Raw genomic sequence first — 14,630 nt, 5'->3', positions numbered from 1 at the left:
AGTTAGGCCGTATCCTTTTGGGTACGGTCTTTTATTTGTAAATATGCTAATATTATACATAAATCGATTGTTTGTTAAAAAGACAAAGGGAATGCGAGGGGCCAATTTATGACACTTACTACAGTTACGGCTATATTGTTAAGCATGGTCGTCATTTTGAATATTGTGTTAGCTGGATTTGTTATATTCTTAGAACGCAGGGATGTAGGTGCTACCTGGGCGTGGCTACTTGTATTATTTTTTATACCTATAGCTGGATTTATACTTTATTTAATCTTTGGTCAAAATCTAAGTAGAAAAAAGATATTTAGCTGGAAAGATAAAAATAAAATCGGCATTATGGAAATTACTAAATATCAGATTGAATTGCTACGAAAAGGGGAGTTTCCATTTCACGGTAATAAGACAGCTAAATATAAAGATTTAGTATATATGCTACTCGTGAACGACAGCGCTGTCCTTACTCAAGATAATAAAGTAGATATATTCATTGACGGTAATGACAAATTTCGGTCACTTATTCATGATATTAAGAACGCCAAAGACCATATACATTTTGTATACTATATATGGCGGAATGATCGTTTAGGAAATGAAGTGCTTGAAGCGTTAATACAAAAAGCGCGTGATGGGGTGCAAGTAAAGGTGCTGCATGACGCGATGGGATCCAGAAGACTACCCCGGAAGTTCTTTCGTCCACTCATTGATGCCGGTGGAAATGTGAGTGCATTCTTCCCTGCTATATTGCCTCATCTCAATTTACAAGTTAATTATCGCAATCACCGTAAGCTTGTCATTCTCGATGGGAAAGCCGGTTATATTGGTGGTTTCAATATAGGTGATGAATATCTTGGCCTGGATAAGAGGTTTGGCAATTGGAGAGATACGCATTTGAAGATTAGTGGAAAAGCGGTATATGCATTACAAACTCGTTTTATTCTTGATTGGAATCAAGCATCAGTAACTCCAATTAGGTACGACGATAGACTTTTCCCTGAAATACAGCCTAAAGGTAAAACCGATGTACAAATTGTATCTAGTGGTCCTGATTCGGAATGGGAACAAATTAAATATGGAATGATAAAAATGATTAGTTCTGCTAAAAATTACATCTATATTCAAACGCCGTATTTTATTCCAGATGCAAGTGTATTGGATGCAATCAAAATTGCTGCTTTATCAGGCGTAGATGTAAGGGTAATGATACCTAACAAGCCTGATCATCCTTTTGTTTACTGGGCAACGTACTCAAATGTAGGAGCAATTCTACAGACGGGTGCGAAGGTATATACATATGAAAATGGCTTCGTTCATGCGAAAGCAATTGTAGCCGATGGGAAGATAGCTACCGTCGGTACTGCCAATATGGATGTACGTAGCTTCCGACTTAACTTTGAAGTGAATGCATTTCTGTATGATGAAGAACTCGTTGGAGAGCTTGTCGATATTTTTAACAAAGATATGGAACAATCGAAGGAGCTTACATTAGAAGAGTATCAAAAACGTCCACTATATATAAGATTTAAAGAATCCGTTTCACGCTTACTATCACCAGTTCTTTAAAGGAAGAAAGGGGGGACGGATGAAATGTGGCTTTCAATTGGTTCTTTATCCTTCCCAGTCTCTTGGGTAGCGATCGTAATAGCATTTTTTCTAACGACTGGCATGTTGTTGCTTTTAAAGAAAAAGCATATAGCTGATTATTATGGGAATGCTATTTTTATATTTATTATCACGTGGAAATTGAGTGTAATTTTATTTCAATTTAAATTCAGTATACAGAACCCTTTAACTATATTGTATTTTAATGGTGGGATAAAAGGTTTTTGGCTTGGACTGATCGCTGGATGCATATACTTATTTATTATAGGTAAAAGAAAAAAACAAGCGGAAATGAGCATAGGTGACATTTTCCAAGTATGGTTAATGACGTTTTCTATTTATGAGATTGTTATAAGCATAGTAGATGATTACCCTTTATTGTTTAGAGTGATACTCATCTTAATCAATTTTGGATTTGTTGTAATGGCCATTTTAAAAAATAACCAAATAAGATGGCTACAGCAATTACTCATTTTGTTTACGGTTATTCAGCTACTTATTTATTCGGTAATGGATCGACTTTTTTCCGTTCCAATTATGACATATATAATAGTAGTTATTGCATTACTTATCATATCTAAAATAAAGAAAGTTGGTGCCAAGTGAAGAAAAATATTTTTGGGTTAATAGTTATCGTGATTTTAATCAGTATTGTTACAGTGAATATTGTAAAAGAAGTACAAGCAAAAAAAGCAGAGGAATTGGCCCAAGAAGAATTTTTAATGGAATCATCAACAAAGGAAGCACAAGTAGATACTGCTGCACCTGGGCTAACAACAGGAGATCAACCACCCGACTTCGAATTGGAAACACTGGATGGTGAATCAATTAAACTGTCTGATTATAAAGGCAAAAAAGTGATTTTGAATTTTTGGGCGACTTGGTGTCCCCCATGTAAGGCGGAAATGCCTCATATGGAGAACTATTACAAAACGGCTGCCGAGAATGATAATGTTGAAATAATTGCAGTAAATTTAACGAATGCAGAACGTGGTGTCAATAAAAGAGACAAAATCAGCAAATTTATTAAAGAGTATGAATTAACATTTCCAATACCTCTAGATGAAAAAGGAAATGTTGGTAATGAATATCAAATACTAACAATACCAACAACGTATATGATTGATAGTAATGGATTTATTCATAAACGAATTGTCGGTCCAATGGATGAAGAAATGATTGGAAAATTAGTTAAGGAAATGAAGTAGTGAACATTACCACGTAAATAGATGCTCGTTTCATAACAGGAACGAGCATCTATTTAGATCCGTACGTTTAGTGATTACACTATCTAAAGCATACATGAGTTCCTTATCACAAAAGAACTAGCCTTGTGTACAATCTAGGTTAGACAGCATTTAAAAACTTAAAATTTTAAAATAAGTGAAAAAGGGTTGACATTATTCAAATACGTAGTATACTAATTTTTAAGAGTTCATTGAACTATCTAAAATTTAATAATAAGCATTACTCTTATCTAGAGCGGCGGAGGGAATAGGCCCTGCGATGCCCGGCAACCTTCAGATGATTTTATCTGAAAAGGTGCTAATTCCTACAGGTTATTTAGTAACCTGGAAGATAAGGGGAGGAACTGTATATACGCCCTCTTCTTATTCAGAAGAGGGCTTTTTGTATAAAGAAGATTGCAGAAAATATTATGCAACCTTTTAACCAAGTTTACCAATCAAATTACTATAATATTTAGGGGGATAAAAAAATGTCAGAACAAAACTTTAAGCCAGAAACTTTATTACTTCATGGTGGGCAAGAGCCTGATGAAACAGGGTCACGAGGTGTACCAGTTTATAGAACAACTTCTTATGTATTCGAAAACACGGAGCATGCTCAAAAACTATTTGGTTTAGAGGTTTCTGGAAATATTTATTCTCGAATCATGAACCCGACAGTCGACGTATTTGAAAAGCGAGTCGCATTGTTAGAAGGCGGAACTGCCGCAGTTGCATTATCATCTGGAATGGCTGCTATTGCATTTTCAATCTTAAATATTGCACATGCAGGTGATGAAATTTTAGCTGCTACAGATTTATATGGTGGAACATACAATTTGTTCGCTGTAACGCTCCCAAGATACGGAATTAAAGTAAACTTTGTTAACCCGAAAGATCCGGAAAACTTCCGTAAAGCAATAACTCCGAAAACGAAAGCAATTTTTGCAGAAGTTATCGGCAACCCAAGCTTGCATATTCTTGATACTGAAGCAGTTGCTAAGATTGCGCATGAAAGCAATATTCCGTTAATCGTAGACAGTACATTTGCAACTCCATACTTAAGCAGACCGATTGAACACGGTGCAGATATTGTCGTCCATTCAGCTACAAAATGGATTGGTGGTCATGGAACAGCAATAGGTGGAGTTGTTGTAGACAGCGGAAAATTTGATTGGAACAATGAGAAATTCCCTGGATTCACTGAGCCTGACCATTCGTATCACGGCATCCGTTTTGGCATCGATGTACCAGATGCAGCATTTGCTACTAAATTACGTGTTCAGCTGCTACGTGACTTTGGACCTTGCTTAAGTCCTGACAATGCGTTCATTTTCTTGCAAGGATTGGAAACATTACATCTACGCATTACGAAACATGTGGAGAATGCAAAAGCAGTGGCAGAATATTTACAACAAAATGATGCAGTTGAGTGGGTTGCATATCCTGGTCTTAAAAGTCATCCATCATATGAACTTGCACAGAAGTATTTCCCTAAAGGTGCTGGAGCGATCGTGAACTTTGGAATAAAAGGTGGCCGCGAAGCTGGTAGAAATACAATAGATAATGTCAAACTGTTTTCTCATGTTGCTAATGTTGGAGATGCTAAATCATTGATTATTCACCCTGCTTCTACTACACATCAGCAGTTAAGTGGAGATGATTTAAAAGCAACAGGTGTAACAGAGGAATTGATTCGCCTTGCAGTTGGATTAGAGGCAATTGAAGATATAACAGCAGATCTGGAACAAGCAATCGCAAAATCTGTTGAAGCTACTACTAAATAATACTTCAGGATAACAGGGGCTGAGCGCATTGCGTCTCAGCCTTTTGATTTTAAACATTAGGAGGGGAAACAAATGGCAGTCATCAAGGCAGCAATACTCGGTTTTGGAACAGTAGGAGAAGGAGTGTACGAAGCAGTTCAAACACATCAGCAGCAATTGCAGGATATACTTGATGCTGAAGTGCAAATTGTTGGAGTGCTTATCCAAGATTTAGAAAAGAATCGTAGTATCTCCGAAGATGTATTAGTGACAACTAATTTCGAGGAGATATTAAATATCCCAGATCTACAAGTTGTATTTGAAGCAATTGTGGGCGAGGATCCAAGTTATATATATTTGGAAAGAGCGATGGAACAAGGCTGCGATATCGTCACTGCAAATAAGGTGATGTTTGCAAGGCATGGAGAAAGGCTATTACGCAAAGCTTATGAGCAAGGCGTCCAGATTGGTTATGAAGCAACTGTAGCCGGTGGTGTGCCTATAATCAGAACACTGGCACATCAATTGCAGGTGAATAAGGTAGAGCGTATTCAAGCTATTTTAAATGGTACATCGAACTATATATTAACAGAAATGAGAAATAAACAATTATCTTTTGAGGAAGTATTGAAGACCGCTCAGGAACTTGGTTATGCGGAGGCAGATCCGACTAATGATGTAGAGGGATTTGATGCGTTTTATAAACTGATGATATTAAGTAGTCTTGTATTCGGCAGCCAGCCTAGCTGGGATGAAGTAAATGTTAAGGGGATTTCAGCCGTATCCAATGAACAGATTGAAGTGGCTTATAACAATGGCCATCGTTATAAGCATATTGCTGAAGTGACAAAAAAAGACGGAAAAATACTTGCGTCTGTCAGTCCTGTATTAACTGATGCAAATCACCCACTTTATAATGTAGAAGGTGTGGACAATGCAATACTTGTTCAAGCCACATTAGCTGGTACGATTACAATACAAGGTCCTGGAGCGGGGAGCGATCCAACTGCAAGCGCAATGATCGAAGATTTTGCTCATATTTTTCAAAAGAAAAAAGCTAGTTATGCATTGAATTAAGAAGAAGACATGTTTCCATTCCTATCATATCTTGTCCACATACAACATATCATGTATGGAAGTAATATTCTTACGTGAGTGGGTGGAGGGATAGGATGAAAAAAAAGTGGCTTACGATAATTATTGTCTGCTCATTCCTCATTGGCGTTGGGGGGACATATTCTGGCATAACGTGGATTATCCCACAATGGAAAAATGCAACAGGGAAGAAAGTGGATGTAGGTTCGGAGTCAGAAGTAAAGATCGGTGACGCTGACCTTAATAAAGTTGCTAAGGCATATGAATTAATTCAGCATTCATATATTGAAAAGGTTGATGAATCTCAGTTAATTCAAGGGGCTATTCAAGGAATGATCGGAACGTTGAAGGATCCATATTCAGTGTATATGGAACCAGATGCAGCAGCCAACTTTAATGACAGCATGGATTCTTCCTTTGATGGAATTGGTGCCCAGATTGCTATTGAGGAAGGTAAATTACTCATTATTTCACCTATTAAAAATTCACCCGCAGAGAAGGCTGGATTGAAGCCGAAGGATGAAATTATTAATATTGATGGGAAAAGTGTGCAAGGACTTGATTTATATGAAGCCTCGACGAAAATTCGTGGTAAAAAGGGTACAGTAGTTAAACTCGATATTAGAAGAAAGGGATTAGCAAATCCAATAAACATATCGGTAACTCGGGATGAAGTCCCAGTATTAACAGTGTTTTCGGATGTGAAAAAAAATGCAGGACAAAAGATAGGTTACTTGGAGATTACTTCATTTGCACAATCAACAGCAAAGGATTTTACAGCCCTCCTTAAGAACTTAGAGGAACAAAACATCACAGGCCTAATCATTGATGTCCGAGGAAATCCAGGAGGTATGTTATCAAGTGTGCAGGAAATTCTAGGTCAACTCGTAACGGAAACGAAGCCATTAGTACAAATTGAAGATCGGAACGGGAATAAAAAACCTTATTTTTCAGAGTTGAAAGAAGGCAAACCATATCCAATTAAAGTGCTGATTGATGAGGGAAGCGCATCTGCTTCAGAGATATTAGCTGGAGCCTTAGAAGAGGCAGAGGGATATGCACTGATTGGTGTAAAGACTTTTGGAAAAGGTACGGTTCAGCAGGCTATACCGATGGATGATGGTAGCAATATTAAGCTTACAATGGCCAAATGGCTAACGCCAGATGGAAATTGGATTCATGGAAAGGGAATTGAACCTACACTTGAAGTGGCGCAGCCGGCTTACTTTAAAACGCATATGCTTCAATTAGAAAAAGCTTTAGTGAGAGATATGAATAATGAAGATATAAAGATTGCTCAGGAAATGTTAACAGGTTTAGGGTATGGACCGGGTCGAGAAGATGGATATTTTGATGAGCAAACAGAGATAGCAGTAAGGGCATTTCAATCAATGATGAAGTTACCAGTCACAGGTCAAATTACAGTAGAGACATCTGAGAAGTTAATGACAGCAATTATCGATGCTGTACAAAAAGAGGATAATGATTTGCAATTGCAAGTTGCAATCAAATCTTTTAATAGATAAAATATATAGGCAAGCTAGTGTATAATTTATTTATACATTGGCTTGTATTTTTTTATCTTAGAATAGGATTAGAGTCTGTAATATTAAGTTTTTCTTAGAATGCTTGTTTGAGCAAGTGAAGATTATAAAATGATGTCATTCGTTCTATCAAATATTAAAGGCGCTATGCTAAAATTTCTGATAGAATAAGAGAAAGGATTATCGTTTTAGGAAGGTGCGTGATTTTATGGATGAAATGTGGCTAATAGAGTTTGCGAAAGGCTTTGGGAGAATGTTCATACATCCCGTGTTTTATTTTTCGTTTATGATTGCTCTTATTGCCGGCACCTTGAGAGTAAAGAGAGAGCGTCGTGATTTCAACGTAAGAGTAAATGACTTTTCACATGAGCTTAGAAATTTATTGCCTGTTGGGATTATGGTTGGATGTATTTTATCGGTCACATTTATCGTGGTTGGCTTTGCACTCCCTGCGATAATAATTGCTAGTATAGCAACTGTTACGATAGTACTAGGGTTAATTGGAAATGCACGTTTATTATCACCAGCGTTAACTATTGGGATTCCATTGCTATCTTTGTATGCTGTTACATATTTTGATTTTCAAATACCTTATTTCGATCAAAGCTATCTGACTGAAAATAATTTTTTTATAGCGACGGCCTTATTACTAGGAATCTTAACTCTAACTGAAGGGTTCCTTTTATTAAAAGATGGTTTGAAAGACATATCGCCAAAATTAAGGAAAAGTCGTAGAGGAATGACGGTGGGGGCCCACCAAACGAAACGTTTTTGGTTCTTACCTATCTTTTTATTTTTACCAGCAGGTCCTTTAACTGCACCATTTGAATGGTGGCCGGTTTTTGAATGGGGAACGGGCGTGTATTCGCCTATCTTAGTACCTTTTATTATTGGGTTTCAAAATCAAATTCAAACGGTACTTCCCAAAATAGCAATTCATACACTTGCCAAGCATGTAATTATGTTAGGGGTCATTACGTTTGCACTCGCCTTTTCTGGTTTCTGGTTACCACAAATAATGCCATTTGTTGCAGGTATAGTAGCGATTATTGGTAGATTATGGATATCTCATCGCCATCGGGTTCGCGAAAATGCTAATCCATATTATTTTACTCAACAAAATAGTGGAATTATGATATTGGATGTTATCCCGGATTCACCTGCAGATAAATTACAATTGAAAACAGGCGAGATTATTAAAACTTGTAATAGTATTCCAGTAAAGAATAAACAGGATTTATACGAGGCATTGCTCGTTAACCGGGCATACTGCAAACTTGAAGTGTTGGATGTTAATAAGGAAGTTCGCTTATTACAACGTGCCCTTTTTGAAGGAGAACATCATGCATTAGGAGTACTATTTGTAGAAAAGCGTGTAACACCAGTTTCAGAAGAAGTGGGATAATGTGATTATCAGATAGGCGCTCATAAACGAGGTGCCTATTTTTTTTATCGAATTAGAATGTTTATTTCATTTATCGATTTTATTACCTGTTTCTGGATGACTGGACTTAGAAAAAAGAATGTAATCATCAATAAGATTAAATATCAAATATAACAAGTCAGCTCGTACTTCCTTGATTGAAGAAGCGGGCATATTTGAGTGGAGATAATTGTTACTAAGCTTAAATTAGACAAGGAAATTGGGTTTTAGTAGAATAGCTTAGTACGTTTGAAAAAAATGTTGTACTGCCTAAATTATTATATCCGATTTCATTTTTATGGGCAGTAGCGATTTTTGCGGTAAAAGTGTTTCCTAAGCTTAGGTCTAGGGAGCTTTTTTTAGGAAGGAGATTATTATACAGAATGAATAAATCGTTCATCACATACTTTATCTTATTATTCTGCGTAGTCGCTTGGGGGAGTAACTTTGTCTTCGGAGCAATACTAGTGGGGAATTTTGATCCGAGCGTCATTGCGTTTTTTCGACTTATATTCATTATTATATTTCTTTTCTTTGTGACCTTTCGCCACGTTCGTAAAAGCAAGTTAGATATGCTTCAATATATATGGTTATCGGTTGCTGGCTTTTGTGGTATAACAATAAATCAATGGAGCTTTTATGCAAGTTTGCAATATACGGAACCTGTTACAGCCGCATTAATACTAGCTTTATCACCTGTTGTCACGGCATTAATTTCATCCTATTGGTTTAAAGAAAGAAAGGAGTTACCTTTCTGGGCTGGTTCTGTTATTGCTTTATTAGGTGTATGGTTAGTCATTACAAAAGGTTCATTTTTTGTCCCACATATTGGTAAAGGAGAACTATTAATCGGTTTGACGATGCTATCTTTTTCTATTTTTTTAATCCTGATACAGCATTTATCCAAATCGATTCACCCGGCTACCATCACTTGGTATAGTAATATATTTGGTCTTGTATTTCTTCTCCCATTCGTGCCGTGGAAAAATACATCTCTTGTATGGTCCGTTCCATTTCGTTACTGGGCGTTGCTCATCATTACTGCAATTATCATGCATGGTTTATGTACATTTTTATGGAATAATTCGATACATAAGGTAGGGGCTACAAAAGCAGCCTTATTATTGAATTTAGAGCCATTTATAGCGATGGTCTTTGCCTTTTTGATTTTAGGTAATAGTATTAAAACACTGCAATTGGTCGGTGCATTTGTCATTATCGTTGGAGTCTTTATATCAATACGAACAAAAGCAAAGAAAATAGCAATTAATAGCTGAATTAGCTTATGTCTATTGCATCCATAATATCATATGTGTTTGTAGTTACCCATACTGAAATAAAGGAGTAAAAGCCAGACATATCACTTATATCTGGCTTTCGTACTTACTATTCAAAATCTATTTTATTACCTTTTTCACTCCAACTTAAGCCCCTATCACTAGGTAGCTCCTCGTTATCGTAACAGTCCATTAATGTTTCGGCCAATCCTTCAAACCAATGTAATTTCCTTTGTTGCTCAAATTTCACAAGCTTTTCCGGAAAAGTCGATATCGTTGGCACGGATTCATGCATTGCCTCTATACTATAGACATGGGAAGAAGCTGCTTCGATCCCACATAAAATATGGCCATGGCTATTGGCTACGGCTTCAATACATATTTGTAGCTTTGCAAGCGAGTCCTCTCCTGGGTCAGCATAGCTTTTTGAAGTTCCGTCAGCAAAATGTGCCTCTATAGAATTGCCAGCTTGATAGGAGATAGTGGCATGTTCAAATACTAACTCATAACGCGGATTGACTTCCTTGTTCACTGCATGTGAAGCGAAGTATAATATTTCTGTCTCTTCTTTTGTATGGATCCGAACGGCACAAGTATCAAAGGTTTCAATATTATTTACACGATATAATTCTGCTGTAAGATCTTTTAAATGACAACTTGTATCTATTGTTGGACCTAAAAGATAAAAGAGATGATGCAAGAAATGGGATGTCGCATTATTAGCGACACTATCAAAAATCATTTCACCAGAAGTACTATATTTTTTTCCTGCCCAAGAGGACCTGTTGTAATAAGCTTCATCGCGTGGCCATAGTACAATCGCTTTCATTCGTTTCGGCTTACCAAACACACCGTCTAAAATATCCTGTTTCAATTGTTGAACAGCGGGAGTGAATGACCAATTAAATCCGATTGCTAAAAACTTTCCAGTTCTATTACGAACATCGATCATCTTTTGTAGATCAAGCGGATTTCCACTTGCAGGCTTTTCACATAATACATGGCTTCCATTCAGCATCGCGTAACAGGACTGTTCTTTATGTAAATGAATCGGTGTAGAAATGATTGCTAAATCCGCTTTTGATTTTGCATAAAATTCGTGGAGAGATTCATAGATCGGAATGTCTTTTTCTACTAATTGATCATAATACCTAGATTTATTTGGAAAAATGTCAACCACACCTACTATGTACGCATCTTCACTAGCGTTTAATAGCTCTTTTACATACACACTTCCATATCCATTAATCCCAACTAAAACAATAGAAACTCTTTTTTTTATCATCGTTTTTGCTCCTCTGAATAAATAATATGTACTGGATCGTCTTCCAATGCAAACGGTTTATCATATAGCGTTCCTATGTATATATTATTAGAAAATTCAGCAACCATCAAGTATATGCCTCTCCATTAAAAAATTCCTACGAACCAAATAATTAAAAGTCGGATTCTTCATGAGAATTTTTGCTAATTAATGCAACATTATTTAGCGAAAATGGTAAAATGATAGAAAATAAGAAATATCTATCGGGGGAGTTTTCTGAAGATGAATGACTTTATTGTTTATCCTAAAGTAAGAAGAATTGTCATGTTAGGTTTAGCATCTTTTCTATTTTTACTGCTTGGCATTTTGTTTTACATATTGTCGTCCGGAGACCCAGGGACAGGGGGACTCTTATTAAAGATTATCGGTGTAATTACTGGTGTGATATTTGGATTATGCTTAATTTATTATATTAACGTATTAATCAAACGAAAACCCGCCTTAATTGTCTCAAATGAAGGTATTTTTGATCAATCCAGTTTTATAGGAGCAGGTTTAGTTAAGTGGGAAGAAATAGAGGATATTGATTTTATTTATTTTTCGGGACAATTATTTCTCGGAATAAAAACGCAAGATCCCAATTTAATAGTAAATCGCTCAAATGGCATTAAAAGGGTACTGAACAAACTTAATAAAGGCCTTGTTGAAGCGCAAGTGAATATTCCAGTAAAGATTCTTTCGTGTTCTATGGATGAATTAGTAAATGAAATCGAGAATCATTGGCAGAGTGTTAGTGCAAGTAACTATAATTAAGGGATATTAGTGGTTGACTATTTTCTGAATAGGTAATAAAATCAACATAATATATAATGTATGCGAAGAGGAAGAGGAGTAGACAAGAATAACACTTTAGAGAGCTGATGGTTGGTGGAAATCAGTGTGGGTTTTTGTTGAATGGACTTCTGAGCATCCAGACTGAATAAATAGTAGGTTATGGCGGATAGTCTCACCGATAAAAGAGGCAAGGTATGGAACGAGGAAGCTTGTTTGCGTACAATAAGTACGTTTACTTAGAGTAGACGAACAAAGGTGGCACCACGGGTTTCTCGTCCTTTTTAATCGGCTGAGGGGCTCTTTTTTTTTTTATCGCAGAATTAACGGGCAGTAAAACCCCCACTTCAAGGATTCAGGTTTAAGCAATGAAGAGTAAGTGGAGTATCAACGCCCGTAAAGGCCCGATTGGTTTAACTAACAATCAGTGTGGGATGATAGAGAACCCCCACTGATTGAAGTTTCACTTTATAAATAGAGGAGATGAGCTTAGATGAGTAAGACAAGTCAGCTTGAAAAAGGATATTTTGGGGAATTTGGAGGTAGTTTTGTTCCGCCTGAACTTCAAAATGTGTTAGATATTTTAGATAAGAACTTTGAAAAATATAAAAATGATGATGCGTTTAATCAGGAATTTCAATATTATTTGCAGGAATACGTAGGTAGAGAGTCACCTCTTTATTTTGCCGAACGGCTAACGAAGGAATTAGGCGGGGCAAAAATTTATTTGAAAAGGGAGGATTTAAATCATACAGGCTCCCATAAAATTAATAATGTGTTGGGGCAAATTCTTCTAGCGAAACGAATGGGAGCGAAACGTGTCATTGCCGAGACTGGTGCTGGTCAACATGGTGTTGCAACTGCTACTGTTTGTGCGATGTTTGGTATGGAATGTACTATATATATGGGGGAAGAAGATACAAAACGCCAAGCACTAAACGTTTTCCGGATGGAATTATTAGGTGCTAAAGTAGTGGCTGTTTCAGAAGGACAAGCACGGTTAAAAGATGCAGTGGATGCTGCTTTTGCAGATCTTGTTCAAAATTATGAACACACGTTTTATCTATTAGGTTCTGCAGTAGGACCACACCCGTTTCCAACTATGGTTAAACATTTCCAATCTGTGATTAGTAAGGAAAGCAGAAAGCAAATCCTTGAAAAAGAAGGAACGCTTCCTTATGCAGTGGTGGCATGTATTGGTGGTGGGAGTAATGCAATTGGTTCTTTTGCAGAGTATTTTTCTGATGACGAAGTCCGTTTAATCGGTGTAGAACCTAGTGAAGCTGCAACATTAACGACTGGTACATCTGGAGCATTACACGGTTTCAAATGTATTGTCTTGCAAGATGAACAAGGGAACCCGATGCCTACATATTCAATTGCTGCGGGTTTAGATTATCCAGGTTGTGGGCCGGAGCATAGTCATTTAAAGACAACAGGTCGCGCTGATTATGTATCAGTAACAAATGAGGAAGTATTAGAAGCATTTCAAGTATTGTCAAAATTGGAAGGGGTTATTCCAGCACTTGAAAGTGCACACGCAGTAGCTCATGTAATGAAATTGGCTCCAACGCTAGATAGCGAGAAGAGTATTATCGTTAACATTTCTGGACGTGGAGATAAGGATGTCGAGCAAGTATTTCATATGTTAGAGAATAAATAACTATCTTTTTACAGACAAAATAAAAAAGACAAAGTGAATTTTTTTACTTTGTCTTTTTATAGAATCAACTATTCTGCTGCTCCGAAAAACTCACGTGCTTTTTCGAGATAAACTTCATCTTCTGGTAGCATTTCTTCTTCATGGAAAATTGCATCAACTGGACATACTGCTTGGCATGCGCCACAGTCAATGCAAATATCAGGGTCGATAAAAAATTGACTTTTACCTTCCGCGATACAATCAACAGGACAAACGTCCACACATTCCCCAAACTTTTCACCAATACATGGTGATGTAATTACATAAGCCATTCTAAATAACCACCTTTTATGAAAGTATATATGCTTCCACCATATTAGATATCTACTTGGACTAATATTGTTAATATAACAAAAAAGCGACTTAGATTCAATGCAGTTTATATGTACATGGTGTAATATCATTAACCACTACACGGACTTTTAGTATATAATTTTCATCAAATCAACAGAATTTTTTATTAGTTTCTATATTTTCCTTGACACTTTATCGAGTATTGCATACACTTATATTAATACATGAGTATATGTTCATATATAGATTTCAAAGGAGGTTAATCCAAATGGAAAAGGATCAATCAACATCTCATAAGCATGGTGGAACAGAGGGTTTAGATGAAGAAACATTGTTTATTGTCGCGCAAACCTTCAAAGCTTTATCAGAGCCGACCCGAATTAGAATTCTTCATTTATTATCAGATCGAGAGTGCTCTGTCAATGAAATTGCCGAAAAATTATCCCTGTTACAATCAACGGTTTCGCATCAGTTACGATTTTTAAAAAATTTAAGATTAGTTAAATATAGAAGAGAAGGCACAAGCCTTTATTATTCGCATGATGATGATCATGTAATGAATATGTTAGAACATACAATTGACCACGCAATGCACAACTAATTGTA

The 14,630-nt window shown here is 36.6% G+C and carries 13 protein-coding genes, 1 riboswitch and 1 other annotated feature; of the genes, 11 read left to right on the top strand and 2 right to left on the bottom strand.

Going from position 1 to position 14,630, the window contains the following annotated elements:
- Positions 1–108: 108 nt before the first annotated feature.
- The 8 genes from cls (at position 109) to MHB53_RS11070 (ending at position 9,933) form a co-directional block, all read left to right on the top strand.
- The gene (gene cls / locus MHB53_RS11105; RefSeq protein WP_340918136.1) at positions 109–1,563 is read left to right on the top strand and encodes a cardiolipin synthase; all 1,455 of its coding nucleotides are present in this window, start codon (positions 109–111) and stop codon (positions 1,561–1,563) included.
- A 24-nt stretch (positions 1,564–1,587) separates the two neighbouring features.
- On the top strand, positions 1,588–2,208 hold the full coding sequence (locus tag MHB53_RS11100) for a hypothetical protein (RefSeq protein WP_340918132.1): 621 nt from the start codon (positions 1,588–1,590) through the stop codon (positions 2,206–2,208).
- Entirely contained in the window at positions 2,205–2,810 is a 606-nt protein-coding gene (locus MHB53_RS11095; protein ID WP_340918130.1) for a redoxin domain-containing protein, read from the top strand. Before MHB53_RS11100 ends, MHB53_RS11095 begins: the two co-directional genes overlap by 4 nt.
- 262 nt (positions 2,811–3,072) lie before the next feature.
- Positions 3,073–3,187, top strand: a riboswitch (SAM riboswitch).
- A 132-nt stretch (positions 3,188–3,319) separates the two neighbouring features.
- Positions 3,320–4,615, top strand: a complete 1,296-nt coding sequence (locus MHB53_RS11090) for an O-acetylhomoserine aminocarboxypropyltransferase/cysteine synthase family protein (protein WP_340918128.1) — start codon at positions 3,320–3,322, stop codon at positions 4,613–4,615.
- Between the two features lie 72 nt (positions 4,616–4,687).
- Entirely contained in the window at positions 4,688–5,671 is a 984-nt protein-coding gene (locus MHB53_RS11085) for a homoserine dehydrogenase (RefSeq protein WP_340918125.1), read from the top strand.
- Positions 5,672–5,766: 95 nt separating this feature from the next.
- Positions 5,767–7,215 (top strand): S41 family peptidase, encoded by a 1,449-nt coding sequence (locus MHB53_RS11080; protein ID WP_340918122.1) that lies wholly within the window; start codon positions 5,767–5,769, stop codon positions 7,213–7,215.
- 226 nt (positions 7,216–7,441) lie between these two features.
- Positions 7,442–8,638 carry a PDZ domain-containing protein gene (locus tag MHB53_RS11075; RefSeq protein WP_340918119.1) on the top strand — a complete coding sequence of 399 codons (1,197 nt, stop codon included), beginning with the start codon at positions 7,442–7,444 and terminating at the stop codon, positions 8,636–8,638.
- A 401-nt stretch (positions 8,639–9,039) separates the two neighbouring features.
- The gene (locus tag MHB53_RS11070) at positions 9,040–9,933 is read left to right on the top strand and encodes a DMT family transporter (protein ID WP_340918116.1); all 894 of its coding nucleotides are present in this window, start codon (positions 9,040–9,042) and stop codon (positions 9,931–9,933) included.
- 109 nt (positions 9,934–10,042) lie between these two features.
- Here the strand turns inward: MHB53_RS11070 and MHB53_RS11065 are convergent, their stop codons facing one another.
- On the bottom strand, positions 10,043–11,218 hold the full coding sequence (locus MHB53_RS11065) for a Gfo/Idh/MocA family protein (RefSeq protein WP_340918113.1): 1,176 nt from the start codon (positions 11,216–11,218) through the stop codon (positions 10,043–10,045).
- A gap of 261 nt (positions 11,219–11,479) precedes the next feature.
- Between MHB53_RS11065 and MHB53_RS11060 the strand changes: the two genes are divergently transcribed.
- Both MHB53_RS11060 and trpB read left to right on the top strand, forming a co-directional pair.
- The gene (locus tag MHB53_RS11060) at positions 11,480–12,010 is read left to right on the top strand and encodes an STM3941 family protein (protein WP_340918110.1); all 531 of its coding nucleotides are present in this window, start codon (positions 11,480–11,482) and stop codon (positions 12,008–12,010) included.
- A 56-nt stretch (positions 12,011–12,066) separates the two neighbouring features.
- Positions 12,067–12,314, top strand: a binding site (T-box leader).
- A gap of 207 nt (positions 12,315–12,521) precedes the next feature.
- Entirely contained in the window at positions 12,522–13,691 is a 1,170-nt protein-coding gene (trpB, locus tag MHB53_RS11055) for a tryptophan synthase subunit beta (protein ID WP_340918108.1), read from the top strand.
- A 68-nt stretch (positions 13,692–13,759) separates the two neighbouring features.
- On the opposite strand, the gene MHB53_RS11050 is transcribed toward trpB, so the two are convergent.
- Entirely contained in the window at positions 13,760–14,002 is a 243-nt protein-coding gene (locus MHB53_RS11050; protein ID WP_340918106.1) for an indolepyruvate ferredoxin oxidoreductase subunit alpha, read from the bottom strand.
- A gap of 290 nt (positions 14,003–14,292) precedes the next feature.
- On the opposite strand from MHB53_RS11050, the gene MHB53_RS11045 reads away from it, so the two are divergent.
- Positions 14,293–14,625, top strand: a complete 333-nt coding sequence (locus tag MHB53_RS11045) for an ArsR/SmtB family transcription factor (protein ID WP_340918104.1) — start codon at positions 14,293–14,295, stop codon at positions 14,623–14,625.
- Positions 14,626–14,630: the final 5 nt, after the last annotated feature.

The sequence above is a fragment of the Bacillus sp. FSL K6-3431 genome, assembly GCF_038002605.1.
In the GTDB taxonomy this organism is placed as follows: Bacteria; Bacillota; Bacilli; order Bacillales; family Bacillaceae_C; genus Lederbergia.
This window is presented reverse-complemented; position numbering and strand designations above follow the sequence as displayed.